We start from the raw sequence: 19,056 nt of genomic DNA, 5'->3' as shown, positions 1-19,056 counted from the left end.
AGCGGTTTTGCGTCCGCAATTGCGGCAAAACAAAAAGATAGAGCGTTTTCGCGATTCGAAGAACAGCGGAAATGCTCTAGCGAAATGTCTTAAAGCTCGACGGCTTCGATCTTGCGATCGACGAAGCGCAGGGCGACTTCGCCGTTGATCAGCTTCAGGGCTGTATCGCCGAACAGTTCGCGACGCCAGCCTCTCAAGGCGCCGACATCGGCGTTTTGGCCTTCCGATGCAATCCGTTCGAGATCCTCGCTATTGGCGATGATCTTGGCGGCGACGCCCTGTTTTTCGGCGATCAGCTTCAACAGGACCTTGAGCATTTCGCCGGCGGCCTGGGCGCCTTCCGGGGCCTGGTTCTGACGCGGCAGCTTCGGCATGTCGGCCTTCGGCAAGTCGAGCGCTGCATTGACCGCTTCAAGGATTGCCGTTCCGGCTGCCGACCGCTCCCAACCCTTGGGGATGGTGCGCAGGCGCGACAGTGCTTCGACATCCTTCGGCTGCTGTTGGGCGATCTCGTAGAGACCGTCATCCTTGAGGATGCGGCCGCGCGGAACGTTGCGGTTGCGGGCCTCGCGCTCGCGCCAGGCGGCTACCTTTTGCAGGACGGCAAGTTCGATCGGCTTCTTCAGCCGCATCTTCAGGCGCTGCCAGGCGTCGTCCGGATGGATGTCGTAGGTTTCCTTGGCTTCGAGGATGGCCATCTCCTCGGTCAGCCACAGCGAGCGGCCTTCGCGCTCAAGCTCGGCCTTCAGGTGCAGGTAGACATCGCGCAGATGGGTGACGTCGGCCAGCGCGTAATCGAGCTGCTTTTCCGACAGCGGCCTGCGGCTCCAGTCGGTGAAGCGCGAGGACTTGTCGATATGGACGTTCTTGATGCGGCTGACCAGCTGGTCGTAGGAGACGCTGTCGCCAAAGCCGCAGACCATGGCGGCCACCTGCGTGTCGAAGATCGGATGCGGGATCAGCTTGCCGAGATTGTAGATGATTTCGATGTCCTGGCGGGCCGCATGGAAGACCTTGACGACATTCGTATTGGCCATCAGCTCGAAGAACGGCGCAAGGTCGATATCCTTGGCCATCGGATCGACAATGACGGCAATATCCGGGCCTGCCATCTGGATCAGGCAGAGCTGGGGCCAGAAGGTCGTCTCGCGGAGAAATTCCGTATCGATTGTCAGGTATTCCCCGCTGGCCAGCGTTTCGCAGGCGGCGGCAAGTTCGGCGGTTGTCTCGATCATCAAACTTCAATCACTGTGGCGGAAATGCGGCCGTTAAAACTCACCCGATGTATCCCGTCACGCCCGGTGCCACAACAAAAAATGCTCAAACAACGCGGAAATATCCGGACATTCCTGTCTTCTGGTGCTCGATGATATGACAATGGAGCAACCAGTCGCCGAGGTTATCGGCGACGAGACCGAGTTCGGCCTGTTCGTCCGGCAGGAGCAGGATCGTGTCGGTCGGTGGCGGCAGGACGGTGCGCTTGTTGGAACTCAGGATGCGGAAGCTCAGGCCATGCAGGTGGATCGGATGCGCATGCGGTGTGCGGTTCCTGACCTGCAGCACATAGTTTTTGCCAAGCTTCAGCTCGGAAACCGGGGCTCCCGGATCCGGCGTATCGCCCTGCCACGGCACCCTATTGATCGCCCAAAACGTGTAGCCGATGGTGCCGCAGATGCTGGGAACCGGCGCATGTTCGGCTGTCGCGGTGAATTCGAGCGGAATGCGTATCGCGGTCGAGAGATCCGCTTCGGCAATCGGATTGGTCGGCAGGGGGGTTACGTCGCGGATATCGCGTTTCAGCGAGGTGCCGGTGGCGCGCAGGGTGGCCACCGTAAACGGGTTTGAGCCTCGCAGATTGCCGAGCTTGACCTCGGCCCCTTCCGCGTCCGGCATGCGCACGACCAATTCGACGCGCTGGCCGGGGCCGACATCGAGCAGATCGAGCGGGGTGGGTGCATCAACCGGATTGCCGTCGAGCGCGATCACCACAGCCGGCGCGCCTTCTGCGGCAAGCGAATAGATGCGCGTCACGTCGGTGGCGGCGATCCGGACACGGACGAGGCCGCCAGCCGGTGCGTCATAGCGCGGCTGCTGCTGCCAGTTGGAGGTGCGCACCGTGCCATAGGTGCCGCCACGCGCAGCATCGCGTGGCTTGAATGGCGCAATGAAGGCGCCGCCGGTGCCGAGCCGCCAGTCGCGCAGGTTGAGCACGATCTCGGCGTCGAAGACGGGATCATCGGGATTCTCGACGACGATGACGCCGGTCAGCCCGTGACCCATCTGCGTCAGCGTGTTGCAATGGGGATGATACCAGAAGGTGCCCGCGTCCGGCGGCGTGAAGGCATAGTCGAAGCTGTCGCCGGGATAGACGTAAGGTTGGGTCATCTCCGGCACGCCGTCCATGGCGTTGACGATGCGCAGGCCGTGCCAGTGGACTGTCGTCGGCTCGTCCAGTGCATTCACCAGCCGGGCGGCGAAGGGCTCGCCCTTTTTCATGCGGATGACCGGTGGCATGCCGGTGGCCGCCGTCTCGCTTGTGCCATAGGTCATGATTTTCGGGGTGATACCGTCAGTGGCCAGTTTTGCCTCGGTGAATTGCGCCTTGAGCAGCAGCGGGGCGGGGGCCGCGATGCTCATTCGTGCCGCAAGCCCGCCGCCGATGGCAAAAGAGGCTGCGGCTGCAGCCGATCCCTTCAGAAGTGTACGGCGGCTGATGATCGGCATGAGGAGGATTCCGGAGATTGAGATGTCCCCCGTTTAAACTTGATGCCGGTATTCATCAATTGCCATTTGCGCGCATCTTGCCGCAGCCACGGCTATTCCTTCTTGTCCTCGGGCCGTGCCGCCAGCTTGTTGAAGAAAGAGGAGGTGCGCAAAAGGTTGCGAAACCGCATCGAGCGTTCACCGGCGGGCACTGCACCGCGCGCCATCATCCTTTGCAGGGTATAGAGCATGAAGGCTGCAAGCACCGCGGCGGTATAGATGAACAGCGCCGGCGGCCCGAAAATGTCCAGCATGAACGAGGCGAACAGCGGCCCGATGATGGCGCCGCACGACCAGAAGAACAGCATGCCGGCCGAGACCAGCGCGTGCTGACCCTCGGCGGCATGGTCGTTGGCATGGGCCGAGCAGAGCGAATAGAGCGGCATGGCGAAGGCGCCGAAGATGAAGATGCCAATGAAGTTCAGCCATTCGTCGCTACCGGCGAACAGGGCGAGATACAGCCCGGCCAGCAGCGAGCCGAAAGTGGCAAAGAGAATGATCAACCGCCGGTCCAGCCGGTCGGAATAGAGCCCGAGCGGATATTGCAGCACCACGCCGCCGATGATCCCAACGCTCATGAAGGTGGCGATCGCTGTGATCGACAGGCCGATGCCCTCGGCATAGATCGGCCCGAGCGAGCGGAAGGTAGAATTGGTCAGCCCGACGACAATGCAGCCGATCGTCGCCAGCGGCGAGATGTTCCACAGCGCCTTGACGTCGAACTTGATCGCCTCCGGCAACCCGGGGCTGGAGCGGTCGGCAAAGGAGATCGGCACCAGCGACAGAGTGAGCGCCATGGAGACGATGGCAAACAGCTGGAACCCCTCGATGCCGACGGTCGGGATCAGATATTGCGCCGCCGTCACCGAGCCGAGATCGACCAGGCGGTAGATCGACAGCGTGCGGGCGCGGTTGGAATTGTTGACCCGGGCATTCAGCCAGCTTTCGACGGTGGCAAACAGGCTGGCAAAACAGATGCCGGCAATCAGCCGCATCAGGAACCAGAACCACGGATCGATCAAAAGCACCATGGCCAGCGAGGCTGCCGAGGCGATCGCCGCCATCGCCGAAAACGTCCTTATATGACCGATCGAGCGCAGGATACGCGTCACGTAGATGCAGCCGATGGCAAAGCCGATATTATAGCCGGTGCCGACAAGCCCGATCAGCGAGGTCGAGAAGCCCTCCTGCAGGGCGCGCAGCGAAATATAGGTCCCCTGCAGCCCGTTGCCGCCGATCAGGATGCCGGCGGTGATGAGGAGAGGGATAAGCGGACGAAGCTGCGACATGAAGAAAATGATCCGGGCGGACGCGACTCCATGCCGGCGTGCCATGCCTCAGTCTTAGACGCAGCCATCCGGCAAAAACAGTCACGATAATTGATGGTCTGGTCAGCATCCGGCATGAATGGGCGGCTTCCACAGTCGCGCAAACGCGGTCCTCTGGTTGTCTTTGATTGCCTGCGCGCACGTCCCGGCCTTGACAAATCGGCCCCACCATGCGCTTTTCCGCCCGATTTTGACGCTGCCGCAGCGCGCTTTGGCGTGGCCGCGCAGCCCCTTGGTTCCAGGATAATATCATGCATCGTTACCGCAGCCACACTTGTGCCGCTCTTCGCAAAGCCGATGTCGGCCAGACCGTCCGCATCTCCGGCTGGGTCCACCGCGTTCGCGACCATGGCGGCCTGCTGTTCATCGATCTTCGCGATCACTATGGCATGACGCAGATCGTCGTCGATCCCGACTCACCGGCCTTCAAGGCTGCCGAGACGGTGCGCGGCGAATGGGTCATCCGCATCGACGGCACCGTCAAGGCGCGATCGGAAGAGACCGTCAACAAGCAGATGGCGACCGGCGAGATCGAGCTTTACGCGCAGGAGATCGAAGTTCTCTCCGCTGCCAAGGAACTGCCGCTGCCGGTGTTCGGCGAGCCCGACTATCCGGAAGACATCCGCCTCAAGTACCGCTTCCTCGATCTGCGCCGCGAAACGCTGCACAAGAACATCGTCAAGCGCAGCCAGATCATTTCCGACATGCGCTCGCGGATGAACTCGGCCGGCTTTGCCGAATATTCGACGCCGATCTTGACTGCATCCTCGCCGGAAGGCGCGCGCGACTTTTTGGTGCCGAGCCGCATCCATCCCGGCACGTTCTTCGCGCTGCCGCAGGCACCGCAGCAGTACAAGCAGCTGTTGATGGTGGCCGGTTTCGACCGCTATTTCCAGATCGCCCCATGCTTCCGCGATGAAGACCCGCGTGCCGACCGACTGCCGGGCGAGTTCTACCAGCTCGACCTGGAAATGAGCTTCGTTACCCAGGAAGACGTCTGGGACACGATGGCGCCGATCATGACCGGCGTGTTCGAGCAGTTTGCCGAAGGCAAGCCAGTCACTAAGGAATGGCCGCGTATTCCTTATGACCAGGCGATCCGCAAATACGGTTCCGACAAGCCGGACCTGCGCAACCCGATCGAGATGCAGGCCGTCACCGAACATTTTGCCGGCTCCGGATTCAAGGTCTTTGCCGGCATGATCGAGCGCGATCCGAAGGTCGAAGTCTGGGCGATCCCGGCCAAGACCGGTGGTTCGCGCGCCTTCTGCGACCGCATGAATGCCTGGGCACAATCAACCGGCCAGCCGGGATTGGGCTACATCTTCTGGCGCAAGGAAGAAGACGGCACGACTGCCGGCTCCGGCCCGCTTGCCAAGAACATCGGCGAGGAGCGCACCGAAGCGCTGCGCACGCAGCTTGGTCTTGATGCAGGCGATGCCTGCTTCTTCGTCGCCGGCGACCCGGCCAAATTCTACAAGTTCGCCGGCGAAGCCCGCACCAAGGCCGGCGAGGACCTGAACCTCATCGACCGCGACCGGTTCGAGCTGTGCTGGATCATCGACTTCCCGTTCTACGAATGGAGCGAGGAAGACAAGAAGGTCGATTTCGCCCACAACCCGTTCTCGATGCCGCAGGGTGGCCTCGAGGCGCTGCAGACGCAGGACCCGCTGACGATCAAGGCCTATCAGTATGACGCGGTCTGCAACGGCTTCGAAATCGCCTCGGGCTCGATCCGCAATCAGTCGCCGGAACTGATGGTCAAGGCGTTCGAGCTGGTCGGCCTCAGCCAGACCGACGTTGAAGAACGTTTTGGCGGCATGTACCGCGCCTTCCAGTACGGCGCGCCTCCACATGGCGGCTGCGCCTTCGGTATCGACCGCGTCGTCATGCTTTTGCTCGGCGCCAAGAACCTGCGCGAAATCACGCTGTTCCCGATGAACCAGCAGGCACAGGACCTCTTGATGAACGCCCCGGCTCCGGCCATGCCCAAGCAGCTTGCGGAACTGTCGCTGCGCGTCATCCCGCCGCTGAAGAAAGACTAAAGGCAAGTCCTTTGCAGATTGGATTTTGATCAACCCGGCGATGCCAATCGCCGGGTTTTTCGTGTCTGCGATGTGCCTTGAGCTTATAAGAAAGAAGGCCCGGCGATCTCTCGCCGGGCCTTCTTATGTTCGGTTGTGATCCGCCGGATCAATCGTTGGCGGTGACCTTGACGCCGAGGACGCCCGGTACCGTGTTCGGCGCGCCCATGGCGGCGCCGATGATCATCGGGAACGGAACCGGGTTGGCCGGTTCGGCCGCGATCGTCAGGCTCTTCGGTGCATCGAGATAGGTGTTGACGGCGCTCGAGACCTGGTTCTGCAATTCCGGCACGTTCAGCTGTGCCATCATCAACGGAACCATGCCCTTCAGCGACTGCGCCAGCTGATCGCCCGTGGTGCCCTGCTGCGAGCCGATATAGTCGAGAACGCGCTTGGTGATCGTCGCATCGTCAAAGCGGATCGAGGCGCTGTTGAACGTCAGCTGCTGGATCAGGCCCATCATCGACAGGCCCATGGCCTGGTTGGCTTCTTCCTTGTTCGGATTGGTTTCCGCCGCCTTCATGGCTTCCTGCACGGACTTCATGAAGCCCAGCGTGTAGCCGGAAACGTCGAAGGCGATCGCCAGGCGGCCGACATTGGCGAAGTCGAAGGCATATTCCTCAAGCGAGACATTGCCCGTGGCCACTTCCCAGCTGCCCTTCATCGTCATCTCGCCGGCAAGGTTTTTCAGGCCGAGCTTTTCAATCGCATCCTTCGACTTGGGGTCCTCGACGCCGGAGAGGTCGGCCTTGATGCCCGAGAAGGTGGCGTCAAAATCGAAACCGGCGTCGCTTTCCTGCTTCGTCAGGTTGGCTTCCGATTCGTCCATCGAAAACACTGGCTTGCCCTTGGCGGTGACCGTCACCGGGCCGGTCGTTGCGGATTCGTAAAGGACGATATCGTTGACCGTGCCGCCGGCCGGATTGCCGGGGATGCTGAGGCCGCCGATGGAGATGTCCTTTGCGGTAATCGCTGTTTCGTCTTCCTTGACGTCGACATCCGGCAGCGTGACGGTTTCGGCATAGTAGCCGCCGCCATCGGTTTCTTCGACGCCCTCAAGCGTTACGTCGCCGATCTTGAAATCCTTGCCGGGGGCGGCGGTCGATTTGACGCTGACGCCGGTAAGCGTCACGGTCGTGCCATCGACAGCGACCTTTTCATAGGCAACAGTTGCGCCATTGAGGGCATAGGCGGCGTTCAGCTTGGTGACGAGATCCGCGCCGTCGAGCGCGAAGGCCGGACCGGAAAGGCCGATAAAAGCGGCGCTCGCTAGCATCAGACGAAGGTTGCGGGTAGGCATCATGGAGCGGTTCCTTGTTGTAAAGCTCTAATTTCGAAGGCATTTCTAATACGGATTAAGGCCGAAATATATTCGAATTGCCTCCGCAAGCGATGTTTCGCGAGACTATTCAATTTTAAGATGAAAATTGTTCGTGGGACCGCCATTTCCCGCAAACGGCATGCGCTGTCCAGGCCAGTCAACGCCGGGCGAGCCCTCAAATTTTCAAGGACATTGAAAATCTGGCGTGGGCTGAGGAATCATTTTGAGGCCCGAACCGGTCACGGCGACAGCTGCCGCGGTGACTGATGTCAGACGAAGGGGTTTCGACCACCTCCGCTGACATTGCGCATCGCCGTTGCCACACAGGGTTCTCCACAGCGCAATGCCCTGCAATCCTTGCCGTTCAGGGTTGGTTGCGGTAGCAAGAAATCATGGGACAAAGCCTTTTGCCGCCGTCGGGCGGAGACGATCATATTCTGCCGGTTGACCTCAAGGCGGCGCTGGAAGAGCGCTATCTCGCCTATGCGCTGTCGACCATCATGCACCGGGCACTGCCTGACGTGCGCGACGGCCTGAAGCCCGTCCATCGCCGCATCATCCATGCGATGAGCGAAATGGGGCTGCGCTCCAATTCCTCGTTCAAGAAATGCGCCCGTATTGTCGGCGACGTCATCGGTAAGTTCCACCCGCATGGCGACCAGTCTGTCTATGATGCGCTGGTGCGCCTGGCGCAGGATTTCTCGCAGCGCTATCCGATCGTCGATGGCCAGGGCAATTTCGGCAATATCGACGGCGACAGCGCGGCCGCCTACCGGTACACCGAAGCCCGCATGACCGATGTGGCGAGCCTTCTGCTCGAAGGCATCGATCAGGACGCGGTGGATTTTCGCCCGACCTACAATGAGGAAGATCAGGAACCGGTCGTCATGCCCGGCGCCTTCCCGAATTTGCTGGCGAACGGCGCATCCGGCATTGCCGTCGGCATGGCGACATCGATCCCGCCGCACAACGCCCATGAACTTTGCGACGCCGCACTGCACCTGATCAAGAACCCGGGCGCGACCATCGAAGAGCTGATGCTCGATCCGAACAATCCGGAGCGCGGCGGCATCGAAGGTCCTGACCTTCCGACCGGCGGCATCATCATCGATAGCCGCGAGAGCATTATCGAGGCCTACAAGACCGGTCGCGGCGGCTTTCGCGTTCGGGCGAAATGGGAAGTCGAAGATACCGGCCGTGGCGGCTACCAGATCATCGTCACCGAAATTCCCTTCCAGGTGCAGAAGTCGCGGCTGATCGAAAAGATCGCCGAGCTTCTGCTCGCCCGCAAGCTGCCGCTGCTGGAAGACGTGCGCGACGAATCGGCCGAGGATGTCCGCCTCGTGCTGGTGCCGAAGAGCCGTTCGGTCGATCCGACCATCCTGATGGAATCGCTGTTCAAGCTGTCGGAGCTGGAAAATCGCATTCCGCTCAACATGAACGTGCTGTCCATGGGCCGCGTTCCCAAGGTGATGGCGCTGAACGAGGTCCTGCTGGAATGGCTGGACCATCGCCGCGACGTGCTGCAGCGCCGCTCGCGCTTCCGGCTGGCCGCGATCGACCGGCGCCTTGAAATCCTCGGCGGCTACCTGATTGCCTATCTCAACCTCGATGAAGTCATCCGCATCATCCGCGAGGAGGATGAGCCCAAGCCCGCGTTGATGGAGCGGTTCACGCTCACCGACCTGCAGGCCGAATCGATCCTTAACATGCGCCTGCGCTCGCTGCGCAAGCTGGAAGAGTTCGAGATCCGCACCGAATTCGAAGCGCTTTCGAAGGAAAAGGCCGAAATCGAGACGCTGCTGGCATCCGACGACAAGCAGTGGCAGACCGTTGCCTGGGAAATCGGCGAGGTGAAGAAGAAATTCGCCAAGGCCACCGAGATCGGCCGCCGCCGGACGTTGTTCTCCAATGCGCCGGAAGCCGATCTGGAAGCGATCCAGCAGGCGATGATCGAGAAGGAACCGATCACCGTCGTCATCTCTGAAAAGGGCTGGATCCGGGCGCTGAAGGGCCACATTTCCGATGTCTCGACGCTGCAGTTCAAGGAGGGCGACGGGCTGAAACTGTCGTTCCCGGCCTCGACCACCGACCGCATCCTCGTCGTCACCACCGGCGGCAAGGCCTATACGCTGGGCGGCGACAAGCTGCCGGGCGGACGCGGGCACGGCGAACCGCTGCGCATCATCGTCGACATGGAAAATGACCAGGACGTGCTGACCGCCTTTGTCCACGACCCGGCGCGAAAACTGCTGATCTCGTCGGCTGCCGGCAATGGTTTCGTGGTGCTGGAAGGCGACATGGCTGCCAACACCCGCAAGGGCAAGCAGATCATGAACGTTGCCATGCCGGACGAAGCCAAGCTGGTCATCCCGGTCAAGGGCGATCACGTCGCCATCGTCGGCGAAAACCGCAAGATGCTGGTCTTCCCCTTGGTGCAGATCCCGGAAATGGGCCGCGGCAAGGGCGTACGATTGCAACGCTACAAGGATGGCGGTGTCTCCGACATGCGCTGCTTTGCCATCGCCGACGGCCTGACATGGGCCGACAGCGCCGGTCGCAGCTTCACCAAGTCCAAGGACGAACTGCTGGAATGGATGGGCGACCGCGCCACAGCGGGCAGGGCAGTGCCGAAGGGCTTCCCGAGGAGTGGCAAGTTTACCGGGTGATGGATCTGCGGGCGGTTGGTATTAACCCGCCCGCTTATCTGTTCTCAGATGGAATGGTGACGTCCCGCAGGAAGCGGATGGCTCCGTCTTCATCGATCTCACCAGCAGCGACCGATAGGACGAAGCTGAAGAGAAGGCTATCGCTCGTTTCGATCTCGTAACCATTCTCCATCAGGAAAACAGCCGCCCCAACAATGGCGATACGTTTGTTTCCGTCAATAAACGCATGGTTCATCGCAAGGCCGAAAAGATATGCTGCGGCAAGTTCGATAACATCGTCGCAACCGTAATGAGCTTTGTTGACCGGCCGGGCCAGAGCCGATTCCAGTGCACCTTCGTCTCTTAAACCGAAAACGCCGCCAAATCGCTCGATCTGGATGGCCTGTAATGCCTCAATAAGAGATCGCTCCAGAAAAATGAAATCCCTCATTCGGCGAGCTTTTTCAGCGCGACCTTGTATTTGTCCATGAACCGATTGGCGTGTTCGAGTTGACGCTGAAACGCCTCCTCAAGCGGCTGCATCTGGAAGACGCCGTCCTTCTCGGTAAGTTTCATTTGATCGCCTGCCTTCAGACCAAACCGGTCAAGCATTTCCTTCGGGATGATGACGCCTTCCGAATTGCCGATTTTGCGGATGGTGATGTTCATGGCAAAAACTCCAATGTTATAATCAAGTTATAACATTGATTTTGCTCCTCGGCAATTGCTGGTGAGTTTCACCCCGTAAACGGAAACTCGTTCGACGCATCCACTGCGGATTTCTTGCGCATCTGCCACACCGAATGCCCGACCAGCGCCAGAATCAGCACTGCACCGCCGGTCAGCGTTTGCGATGTCGGGACCTCCAGGAAGACGATCCAGATCCAGAGTGGGGCGAGGATGGTTTCGAGCAGGTAGAACATGCCGACTTCCGGGGCCGACAGGTAGCGCGGGCCGGTGGCGAGGCAGAAGAAGGCGAGCGGGATCATGATCAGGCCGTCGAACATGATCCAGCCGGGATGGACGATTGCAAGGCCCTCGGCCGGCGAAAGCAGGTAGCCGATAATGGCGGGGAAGATCGCGGTTGCCAGTGGCACCAGCCCCATGTCCTTGCCGCTGGCGCGGCTGACGGTAATGGCGCAGGCAAGCAGCAGGGCCGAGCAAACCGCCATGGCATCGCCGAAGAAACTGCCGCTTTTCAAGCCGTCCTGAACGATCAGCCCGACGCCAAAGACCATCACGGCCATGGTCACCAATGTGGCGTTGGAAGGGCGTTCCTTGAGGAAGACCCAGGACAGGATAGCGGCGAACATCGACGTGAAGGCGACGACGAAGACGACATTGGCGGTCGCGGTGTTGAAGACCGACAACAGGAAAGTGAAGGAGCCGAGGCCGTAGAACAGGCCGGCGAGCAGCCCTGCCTTGCCCGGCACCAGCGCTATCTTGCGGCCGAGAAACTTGTTCAGCACCACCCAGGCGATCAGCGCGACGGCGAAGGTGCAAAGGCTGCGCAGAGCGAGCAGCGACCAGACTTCGCCATCGGCGGAGCGGATCAGCGGAATGTCGAAGGAGAGGGCAAGGCCACCAAGGCCGGTGATGAGAAGTCCGCGGCGGTGGTGGGCGGCATCGATGTCTACACTCAAGATTTCGTCCTGTCAGGTGGCAGCGCTTTAGTCCGTATAGCGCTCCCAGCCTTGGGCCATAAGGTGCTCCTGCGGCAGAAACTTTGTTTTATAGTCCATTTTGCGCGATCCCTTGACCCAATAGCCTAGATACACGTGCGGCAGGCCCCGTTCCCTCACTTTGCGGATGTGATCGAGAATCATGAAGGTGCCGAGCGAGCGGTCCGCCACGTCAGGGTCGAAATAGGAATAGACCATCGACAGGCCATCGCCCATCTTGTCGGTGAGCGCTGCCGAGATCAGCGGCCCCTTCGCCAGACCGATGCCATCGCCTTCGACCTTGAGACGGTACTCGATGATCTTGGTGTTGACATGGGTATCTTCCACCATCATCGCGTAATCCAGCACCGACATGTCGGACATGCCGCCCTTCTGGTGGCGATGGTCGAGATAGCGGCGAAACAGGCTGTATTGCTCGCTGGAGGGTTCTGCCGGGTATTCCGTCGAAACCACGTCGCTGTTTAGCGCCAGGATGCGGCGCATCGACCGGGTGGGTGAAAACTCGCCGGCGACGATGCGCACGGAAACGCAGGCCCGGCAGCTTTCGCAGGCTGGCCGGTAGGCGATATTCTGGGAGCGGCGGAAACCGCCCTGGGTGAGGAGATCGTTGAGTTCAGGTGCCCGCTCGCCCACCATGTGGGTAAACACCTTGCGCTCCATCTCCTGCGGCAGATACGGGCAGGTTGCCGGCGCGGTCAGGTAGAATTGTGGAGACGGTGTAGTTTGCGTGTTCATATGATGCGGAGATCGCTCTTCTTGGCCGCTTGGATAACATTAGCATGGCGCAAGATTATAAAAGGTCAATCGCGACTTTTTGAACTGTCGCGTTGCAATGCAGCGAACTGGTGTTTTTAGATGATCGGCTGCAGGTCTGCGACGGAATGCGGCAAGGCATCCGGGCGCAGGTCTAACCCGTCAATAGGCGTCGCGACGGACAGTGACCGTGCCGATGAGCAGGTCATGCAACAACCGGCCACGATCGGTGAACAGGCCGACAAGCAGCACCAGCGGAGTAAGGATCGCGTTGGCGATCCAGAAGATCACCAGATGGACGATGGCGGTGAGAAAATCCATCGGCCGGCCGTCGGTGCGGGCGATCGCCAGCCCCATCATGCTCATGCCCGGCGAAGCCTGCTTCGGGCCGCCCACCGTGATCCCGAAATACAGCATGGCGAGACCGGCAAACAGCACCGGATAAAGGAAAAAGCCGAGGCCGAACGTCAGGATGCCGAGAAAGAACACGACGACGGCGGCAGGAATCCACAACAGGGCGACGATGGCGTAATCGATCACGAATGCCATGACGCGCCGGCTGAGCACGCCCTGGTAGGCCCGCCAGTCGTTGCTCGGAATTCTGAGGTTTTCGTCCTGTACGCTCATGTCTGTGTCTCCAGTTCTTTCCTGATATGGGTAGTGGCTGCCAAAATGCAAATCCGGCGGTCATGCAAATCTTTGATGGTGGACGCAGCGCCGGCACAAGCCCTTCGCATTGCGGCGGCAATCGATCGGCAGGGCATTCCCGCCGTCCTTTCAGCCTGCGTTCATATGAATATGCTAACGGTGAGGCAGCACTGCAAATCTGGGAGGTTCGTCCTCCCAAATGACACTGGCTCCCAGCCGGTGTGTTGGATAGCAGCGCTTCATCACAGCCACCGGTTCCTCACATGCCCCCCAGCCTTTATGCAGATACCAATACCGGCCGGTTCGAAGGTCTCAAAGGCCGTCTCTGTCTCATGGCGCTGCTCGCAGTAGTCTGCACATTGCTGCTGGCGACATCGACGATATCGGCTTCCATCGAAGCTTTTCGCAAGGCCCATGCCGGTGCAGGGAACATGCGTCAGTTCACAGCCATCTTCGACGCCGCAAATTTCATCTCGGCCGAGAGGGGGCCTGCCAACAACCTGATGACCGCATCGGAGCCCAAGCGGATTGAGGCACGGTTGAAATGGCGCGATGTCGTCGCGAGTACCGACGTGGCGCTGGATGAGCTTGAGCGGCGCGGCATACCGGATGCGATGATCGATGATGTCCGCGCCAGACTTGCCGCAGCTCGCACGCTGATCACGGCAATTGGACAACAGCCGCGCGACGGCCGGCGTTACCAGGAAATTCATGCGGCCGTTGACGCCATGTTTGCTGCCAGGGACTCCTATCGCAGGATCATCGAATGGCAGAGCGGGGAAATCCTCAGGAGGGATCCCGATCTCGCTACCATCGTCGTGCAGGGCATCGCGCTCAGCGATCTGAGGGAATATGCGGGCCGGCTTGGCTCCTATCTGATCGCGCCGATGGCGGCAGCGACGGCCGTGACACCGCAGGATATCGCTGCAAGCAGTGTCGCACGCGGCAGGCTGCTTGAAGTCTGGGACCTGGTCGGCCCACGCTCTGCCTTGCCTGTATCGGATCCGATCCGGCTGAAGCGTCAGGAGGCGGAAGACACCTTCATGCGGCAGGGCCTTACGATGATCGACGAGCAGATGGCGATCGGCAGCAGGAGCGGCCATTTCTCCCTTGATGGCGTCAACCTCACACGGCGCTACGTCGCGCTGATGCAGCCACTTGGTGAATTGAGAAACATCTACATGTCTGAGATTGTCAGCCAGTTCGAAACCCGGGAACGGGAAGCGCAGTTCGCGCTCTACCGCAGCGGACTGATCACGGCCGTGCTGCTGATGCTGGTGCTCGGTCTCGTCGCGGCCGTGCAGATCTATATCCTGCGGCCCTTGCTGAGAGGCGCGCAGGCCGTTATCGCGCTTGCCGACGAGCGCCCCGCCGATCTGGTTTCCGCACGGGGCGAGGTCAAGGAGATCCGAAGGCTGTACGGCGCCATCGGCATTCTGTCGCATCGGCTCGGCGAGCGGGCGCTGCTGACCAGCCAGCTCGAAATCCTTGCCGCAACCGACGGACTGACCGGCCTTCTCAACCGGCGTGCGCTGGAAGGTCATGCGGCGGCCGTGGCGCAGGACACGGCGCAGTATCTGATCCTTTTGGATATCGATCATTTCAAATCGATCAACGACCGCTATGGCCATCCTTTTGGCGACACCGTTTTGCGCACGACTGCGGATCTGATGCGCCTTTCCGCCGGTCAATCGGGCTGTCTGGCCCGTTTCGGCGGCGAGGAGTTTGCGCTTCTGCTGGAAGGCGGTTCGCTGGCGGAAGCGGCCTGCATGGCGCGAAAGCTCAGGACGTCGATCGAGAACTCCCCGCTCAAGGCTCCGGATGGTGCGATGCTGACGGTAACGGCCAGCTTCGGCGTCGCGGGTGGGGCGCATCTACCCTGGAATGACATCCTCGTCCACGCCGACGCCGCCCTCTACAAGGCCAAGGAAGCCGGCCGCAACCGCGTCAGAGTTTTTCGCGCACCGGTTTGAGAGCGCCGTTTCTGATCGGGTCAGGCAACCAAAGGACAGGCGTCAGCGCTTGGCCAGGATCCGCGCCACATCAACAGCAAAGTAGCTGAGGATGCCGTCGCATCCGGCGCGCTTGAAGGCAAGCAGCGTTTCGAGCATGACGCGCTCGCCGTCGATCCAGCCATTGGCGGCGGCGGCCTTGATCTGCGAATATTCGCCGGAGACCTGATAGGCAAAGACCGGCAGGCCAAAACTTTCCTTCATCCGCCAGCAGATATCGAGATAGGGCAGGCCGGGCTTGACCATCAGCATGTCGGCGCCTTCCTCGACGTCGAGGGCGGCGTCACGCATCGCCTCGGTGCCGTTGGCAGGGTCGATATAATAGGTCTTCTTGTCGCCCTTGAGCAGGCCGCTGGTGCCGATCGCTTCACGGTAAGGGCCGTAGAAGGCTGAGGCGAATTTGGTGGCATAGGCCATGATGCCGACATTCTGGTGGCCTGCCGCATCCAGCGCCCGGCGGATGGCGCCGACGCGGCCATCCATCATGTCGGACGGGGCGATGATATCGGCGCCAGCATCGGCCTGCAGGACCGCAGCCCTGGCGATCTGCGCCACCGTCTCGTCGTTGACGATCTCGCCGTCGCGCAGGATGCCGTCATGGCCGTGGCTGGTGAAGGGGTCGAGCGCCACGTCGGTGATGACGCCGATATTCGGCACGGCCTTCTTGATGGCCCGCGTCGTCTCGTTGATCAGGTTGTTGGCAGCAAGGCTGTTGGAGCCGGTGTCGTCACGCAGCGAAATATCGACATTCGGGAAGGTGGCAAGCGCCGGGATACCGAAATCGGCGGCGAGCTTTGCCGCCTCCACAGCCTTGTCGATGCTCATCCGGTTGACGCCGGGCATCGCGTCGATCGGCTCGACGATGTTTGTGCCGGCAACAATGAAGATCGGCCAGATCAGATCGTCGACCGTCAGCCGGTTTTCCTGCACCATCCGCCGGCTCCAGTCGGCCTTGCGGTTGCGGCGCATCCGGCGATGGCCGGTAATGAGGTCAACGGCGTTTGTCTTGTCGGTCATGGCGATCGTCTTTCGTCAGCGTCTAATCTGGTCGCGGTTTATCATGGGCGATCACCAAAGCAAAATGGTCGAGGTGCGGCGTTTCATCCTCCCTTTACCCTCTCCTTGAGGGGGAGGGTCGGCACGGGGTGCCGGGGTTGGGTGATCTGCGGCATCCCCAATAGATCATGGTGTTCGCGGTCGTCACCCCCACCCGCGACTGTGTCGCGACCTTCCTCTTCAAGGAGGAGGTCGAACAACTACGACCACGCGCTGATCGCATCACACACGGCTGGTTTGCTGCCGTTCAATGACGGCAATCGAATTCTGCAGACATGGCTTCCTGTCACGAAGCCGTGATCGTGACGGAACCATTTCGCTCCAGTCCGGTTGTGCCCTCGTCTTATGGAGAGCCCGATCATATCTCACCGGTGAGCGGTGAATGGCCTCCAAACCAGAGGAGAAGATTATGAGAACGAGTGTAAAACTGGCCTTGGCGGCCGCTATTTCTGCAACGTCGCTAGGTGGATATGCCTATGCGCAGACCACGAGCTCGACCACGTCGATGATGGCGGACGACATGATCACGATCGTCAATGTTGGCTCCGAGGCCAATGCCAACACGGACACGTCGTCGATCCCTGCCACCTATCGCAATCCATCACCGGAATCGATCACCAAGGCGCAAACCGAAATTCAGAACGACCCGGCCCTGATGGCGACGCTCGAAGCGAAAAATGTGCAGCTCGAAAACGTGATCGGCATTCAGACAGCGGCCAACGGCGGCAAGATTGTCTACACCAAGTAATTGCAATTGTTCAAAAAAGGGGCTCCCTGTCTGTGGGGCCCTTTTTTATGCCGTTAAAGGCACGAGGTTGGCAGATGAACCTCAAGGCAAACCAAGAAAGCTGAACTGTGCTGCAGGTCGGAGTGACAGCAACCTGCGTTCAAGCCGTTTCCCACTCCGCTGCTGCTCGCAATTGGCTTTGCTGCTGCCGCAATCTTTTTTCCAGCGTCAAAGCGGCGAAAGGCAGTCCATTGAAGAGTGGCAGCGCGCGCAGACGCGGCTGAACGGCGCGAAGCCCGCATAAAATACTGGCAAGCCTCCGATAAATTTCAGGACGTGCGGCGACCGCTAGGCCTTGAGGCTTTTATCCAGTTTGCAATCCCCATATCGTTGCGGAGGCAATCGGGTTACCCTTGTTGTGGGGAGACTGGGAACATGATCGACACATTGGGCGGCACGCAACGCAAATTGACGACGATCTTCTGTGCTGACGTGCAGGACTATACGCGCCTGATGGGCGTGGACGAGGAAGGCACGCTGGCGATGCTGAAGCATTACCGTGATGCCATGTCCCGGCTGATCGCAGCGCATGGCGGGCGGGTGATCAATACCTGGGGAGATGGCGTCATCGCCGAGTTTCCCAGCGTCGTCGAATGCGTGCGGGCAGCCATGGACGTTCAAAACGAACTCGCCGGGCAAAATGCGGCGCGGCCGGTCGATGGGCGGATGTTGTTTCGCATCGGTATCAATCTGGGCGATGTGATCGTCGATGGCGACGATATCTATGGTGACGGCGTCAACATTGCCGCGCGCCTCCAGGCATCGGCCACCGGCGGCGGCATCGTCATCTCCAATACGGTCTACGATCAGGTTCGCAACAAGGTGGCGGTCAGCTTTGATTTCCTCGGACCGCTGGCGATCAAGAATATCGCCGACGCGGTGCCGAGCTATGCCGTGCGCATTGGTGAGCCATTGCCGCCGGCCGATGCAACGCCGGGCATGAGGGCAAAGCCGGGCGTGGATGCGGGCTCGCATCGGCAGGTCAACTCTGCGGCGCCGCTGCACAAACTATGGGCGCTGATCGCCCCGATGTTTTGGCTGGCCGCCCTGGCGGCTGCGGTGCTGGTCGCCATAAATATTCTGTCGTGGCAGGGCGTGTTCTGGTCGGCCTGGCCGGTGCTGGGAGTGGCGGTTCTCTCTGCCGTGGCCTGGGTGGCGATGCAAACCCGGTACGACCGGCTCCTTGCCGGACTTGGCGTCATCAGTCTGGCTATTGCCGGGATCAATGTTTTGACATGGCACGGAATTTTCTGGTCGGTCTGGCCGCTGCTCGGCATCGGCATTGTTGCCGCCTTGTACAAGATCATCCCCCGCTGATCTTCAGTCATATTTCCCTTGTCGCCATGGCTGCTTCTGCTGCGCTCTGATGAATGGATGGCTGGCTTGGATTGCGACGGCGCAGCCATCGTGGGGCGGGCTGTGGAAAAATATCCGTCTGGCAAAGCGCTCGCCTGCGACCTATCTTCGCCGCCATGGCCCGTGATTCTATAAAAATCCCCAAACTGTCGCTGATCGAAACGTTGTTCGGGCTGTTCCTGCGGCTGGTGGCGGTGTCGTGTTTCTGGTTTGGTCTCAACTACTGGGCGATGCTGATCGGCTTTTCGTTCGGCGGCGGCGGACGGTTCGATCTGCTGCCGGTACCGTGGCGGGTGGCAGCCACAGCTCTGGCCGTCGTCTACCCCGTGGCGGCGCTTGGATTGTGGCTGCTGGTCTCATGGGGGCCGGTCATTTGGGTGGCGGCAGCCGGGGCGGAAATCGTGATGTTTGCGGTCTATCCGCAGATTTTCGGGGAGAAGTCGCCGCTGGTCATTCTCCATGCCGCCGTGGCCGTAACCTTCGTGCTTTTCCGGGCTGCGATCTTCTATCAGCGGACCAGGCAGGCACGTGCTGCAAGAATTGATTTACCCTGATACAAGGGCTGTGGATAGTAAGGCGCTGTTAAGGCTGGTGTTTAAGTAGAATTTTATACGTATT

16 protein-coding genes are annotated in these 19,056 nt (G+C 60.4%); 6 read left to right on the top strand and 10 right to left on the bottom strand.

Annotated features, from left to right (window positions below; genetic code table 11):
* Nucleotides 1–89: 89 nt before the first annotated feature.
* The 3 genes from rnd to ACP7E6_RS21700 form a co-directional block, all read right to left on the bottom strand.
* Entirely contained in the window at nt 90–1,235 is a 1,146-nt protein-coding gene (gene rnd, locus ACP7E6_RS21710) for a ribonuclease D (protein WP_426231794.1), read from the bottom strand.
* 85 nt (nt 1,236–1,320) lie between these two features.
* Complete coding sequence (locus tag ACP7E6_RS21705) at nt 1,321–2,724, bottom strand: multicopper oxidase family protein (RefSeq protein WP_426231793.1); 1,404 nt, start codon at nt 2,722–2,724, stop codon at nt 1,321–1,323.
* A 92-nt stretch (nt 2,725–2,816) separates the two neighbouring features.
* Nucleotides 2,817–4,052, bottom strand: a complete 1,236-nt coding sequence (locus tag ACP7E6_RS21700; RefSeq protein WP_426231792.1) for an MFS transporter — start codon at nt 4,050–4,052, stop codon at nt 2,817–2,819.
* Nucleotides 4,053–4,342: 290 nt separating this feature from the next.
* Between ACP7E6_RS21700 and aspS the strand changes: the two genes are divergently transcribed.
* Nucleotides 4,343–6,136, top strand: coding sequence for an aspartate--tRNA ligase (gene aspS / locus ACP7E6_RS21695; RefSeq protein WP_426231791.1), 1,794 nt, complete (start codon nt 4,343–4,345; stop codon nt 6,134–6,136).
* A gap of 148 nt (nt 6,137–6,284) precedes the next feature.
* Here the strand turns inward: aspS and ACP7E6_RS21690 are convergent, their stop codons facing one another.
* Nucleotides 6,285–7,478 carry a hypothetical protein gene (locus ACP7E6_RS21690; RefSeq protein WP_426231790.1) on the bottom strand — a complete coding sequence of 398 codons (1,194 nt, stop codon included), beginning with the start codon at nt 7,476–7,478 and terminating at the stop codon, nt 6,285–6,287.
* 410 nt (nt 7,479–7,888) lie between these two features.
* Between ACP7E6_RS21690 and parC the strand changes: the two genes are divergently transcribed.
* On the top strand, nt 7,889–10,165 hold the full coding sequence (gene parC / locus ACP7E6_RS21685; RefSeq protein WP_426231789.1) for a DNA topoisomerase IV subunit A: 2,277 nt from the start codon (nt 7,889–7,891) through the stop codon (nt 10,163–10,165).
* Between the two features lie 34 nt (nt 10,166–10,199).
* Here parC and ACP7E6_RS21680 read toward each other — a convergent pair whose 3' ends face one another.
* The 5 genes from ACP7E6_RS21680 to ACP7E6_RS21660 form a co-directional block, all read right to left on the bottom strand.
* Complete coding sequence (locus ACP7E6_RS21680) at nt 10,200–10,595, bottom strand: type II toxin-antitoxin system death-on-curing family toxin (RefSeq protein WP_426231788.1); 396 nt, start codon at nt 10,593–10,595, stop codon at nt 10,200–10,202.
* On the bottom strand, nt 10,592–10,813 hold the full coding sequence (locus ACP7E6_RS21675) for an AbrB/MazE/SpoVT family DNA-binding domain-containing protein (protein WP_426231787.1): 222 nt from the start codon (nt 10,811–10,813) through the stop codon (nt 10,592–10,594). The genes ACP7E6_RS21680 and ACP7E6_RS21675 overlap by 4 nt, the downstream gene beginning before the upstream one ends.
* Before the next feature lie 68 nt (nt 10,814–10,881).
* Nucleotides 10,882–11,787, bottom strand: a complete 906-nt coding sequence (locus ACP7E6_RS21670) for a DMT family transporter (RefSeq protein WP_426231786.1) — start codon at nt 11,785–11,787, stop codon at nt 10,882–10,884.
* 27 nt (nt 11,788–11,814) lie between these two features.
* Complete coding sequence (locus ACP7E6_RS21665) at nt 11,815–12,561, bottom strand: arginyltransferase (RefSeq protein WP_426231785.1); 747 nt, start codon at nt 12,559–12,561, stop codon at nt 11,815–11,817.
* 180 nt (nt 12,562–12,741) lie between these two features.
* Nucleotides 12,742–13,206 carry an RDD family protein gene (locus ACP7E6_RS21660; RefSeq protein WP_426231784.1) on the bottom strand — a complete coding sequence of 155 codons (465 nt, stop codon included), beginning with the start codon at nt 13,204–13,206 and terminating at the stop codon, nt 12,742–12,744.
* Nucleotides 13,207–13,490: 284 nt separating this feature from the next.
* On the opposite strand from ACP7E6_RS21660, the gene ACP7E6_RS21655 reads away from it, so the two are divergent.
* Nucleotides 13,491–15,200: a diguanylate cyclase gene (locus ACP7E6_RS21655; protein WP_426231783.1), complete on the top strand. Its 1,710-nt coding sequence runs from the start codon at nt 13,491–13,493 to the stop codon at nt 15,198–15,200.
* 42 nt (nt 15,201–15,242) lie between these two features.
* On the opposite strand, the gene hemB is transcribed toward ACP7E6_RS21655, so the two are convergent.
* A complete protein-coding gene (gene hemB, locus ACP7E6_RS21650) occupies nt 15,243–16,256 on the bottom strand; it encodes a porphobilinogen synthase (protein WP_426231782.1) in 1,014 nt (337 codons plus the stop codon).
* 448 nt (nt 16,257–16,704) lie between these two features.
* On the opposite strand from hemB, the gene ACP7E6_RS21645 reads away from it, so the two are divergent.
* From ACP7E6_RS21645 to ACP7E6_RS21635, 3 genes are all read left to right on the top strand, one after another.
* Nucleotides 16,705–17,043, top strand: coding sequence for a hypothetical protein (locus ACP7E6_RS21645; protein WP_426231781.1), 339 nt, complete (start codon nt 16,705–16,707; stop codon nt 17,041–17,043).
* Nucleotides 17,044–17,469: 426 nt separating this feature from the next.
* Nucleotides 17,470–18,399: an adenylate/guanylate cyclase domain-containing protein gene (locus ACP7E6_RS21640; RefSeq protein ID WP_426231949.1), complete on the top strand. Its 930-nt coding sequence runs from the start codon at nt 17,470–17,472 to the stop codon at nt 18,397–18,399.
* 155 nt (nt 18,400–18,554) lie between these two features.
* Nucleotides 18,555–18,992, top strand: coding sequence for a DUF6163 family protein (locus tag ACP7E6_RS21635; protein WP_426231780.1), 438 nt, complete (start codon nt 18,555–18,557; stop codon nt 18,990–18,992).
* Nucleotides 18,993–19,056: the final 64 nt, after the last annotated feature.

Origin of the sequence: Pararhizobium sp. DWP3-4 (assembly GCF_049898205.1) — a bacterium.
Taxonomy (GTDB): Bacteria; Pseudomonadota; Alphaproteobacteria; order Rhizobiales; family Rhizobiaceae; genus Pararhizobium.
Note: the sequence above shows the minus strand (reverse complement) of the source record. Positions and strands in the feature narration are given on the sequence as shown.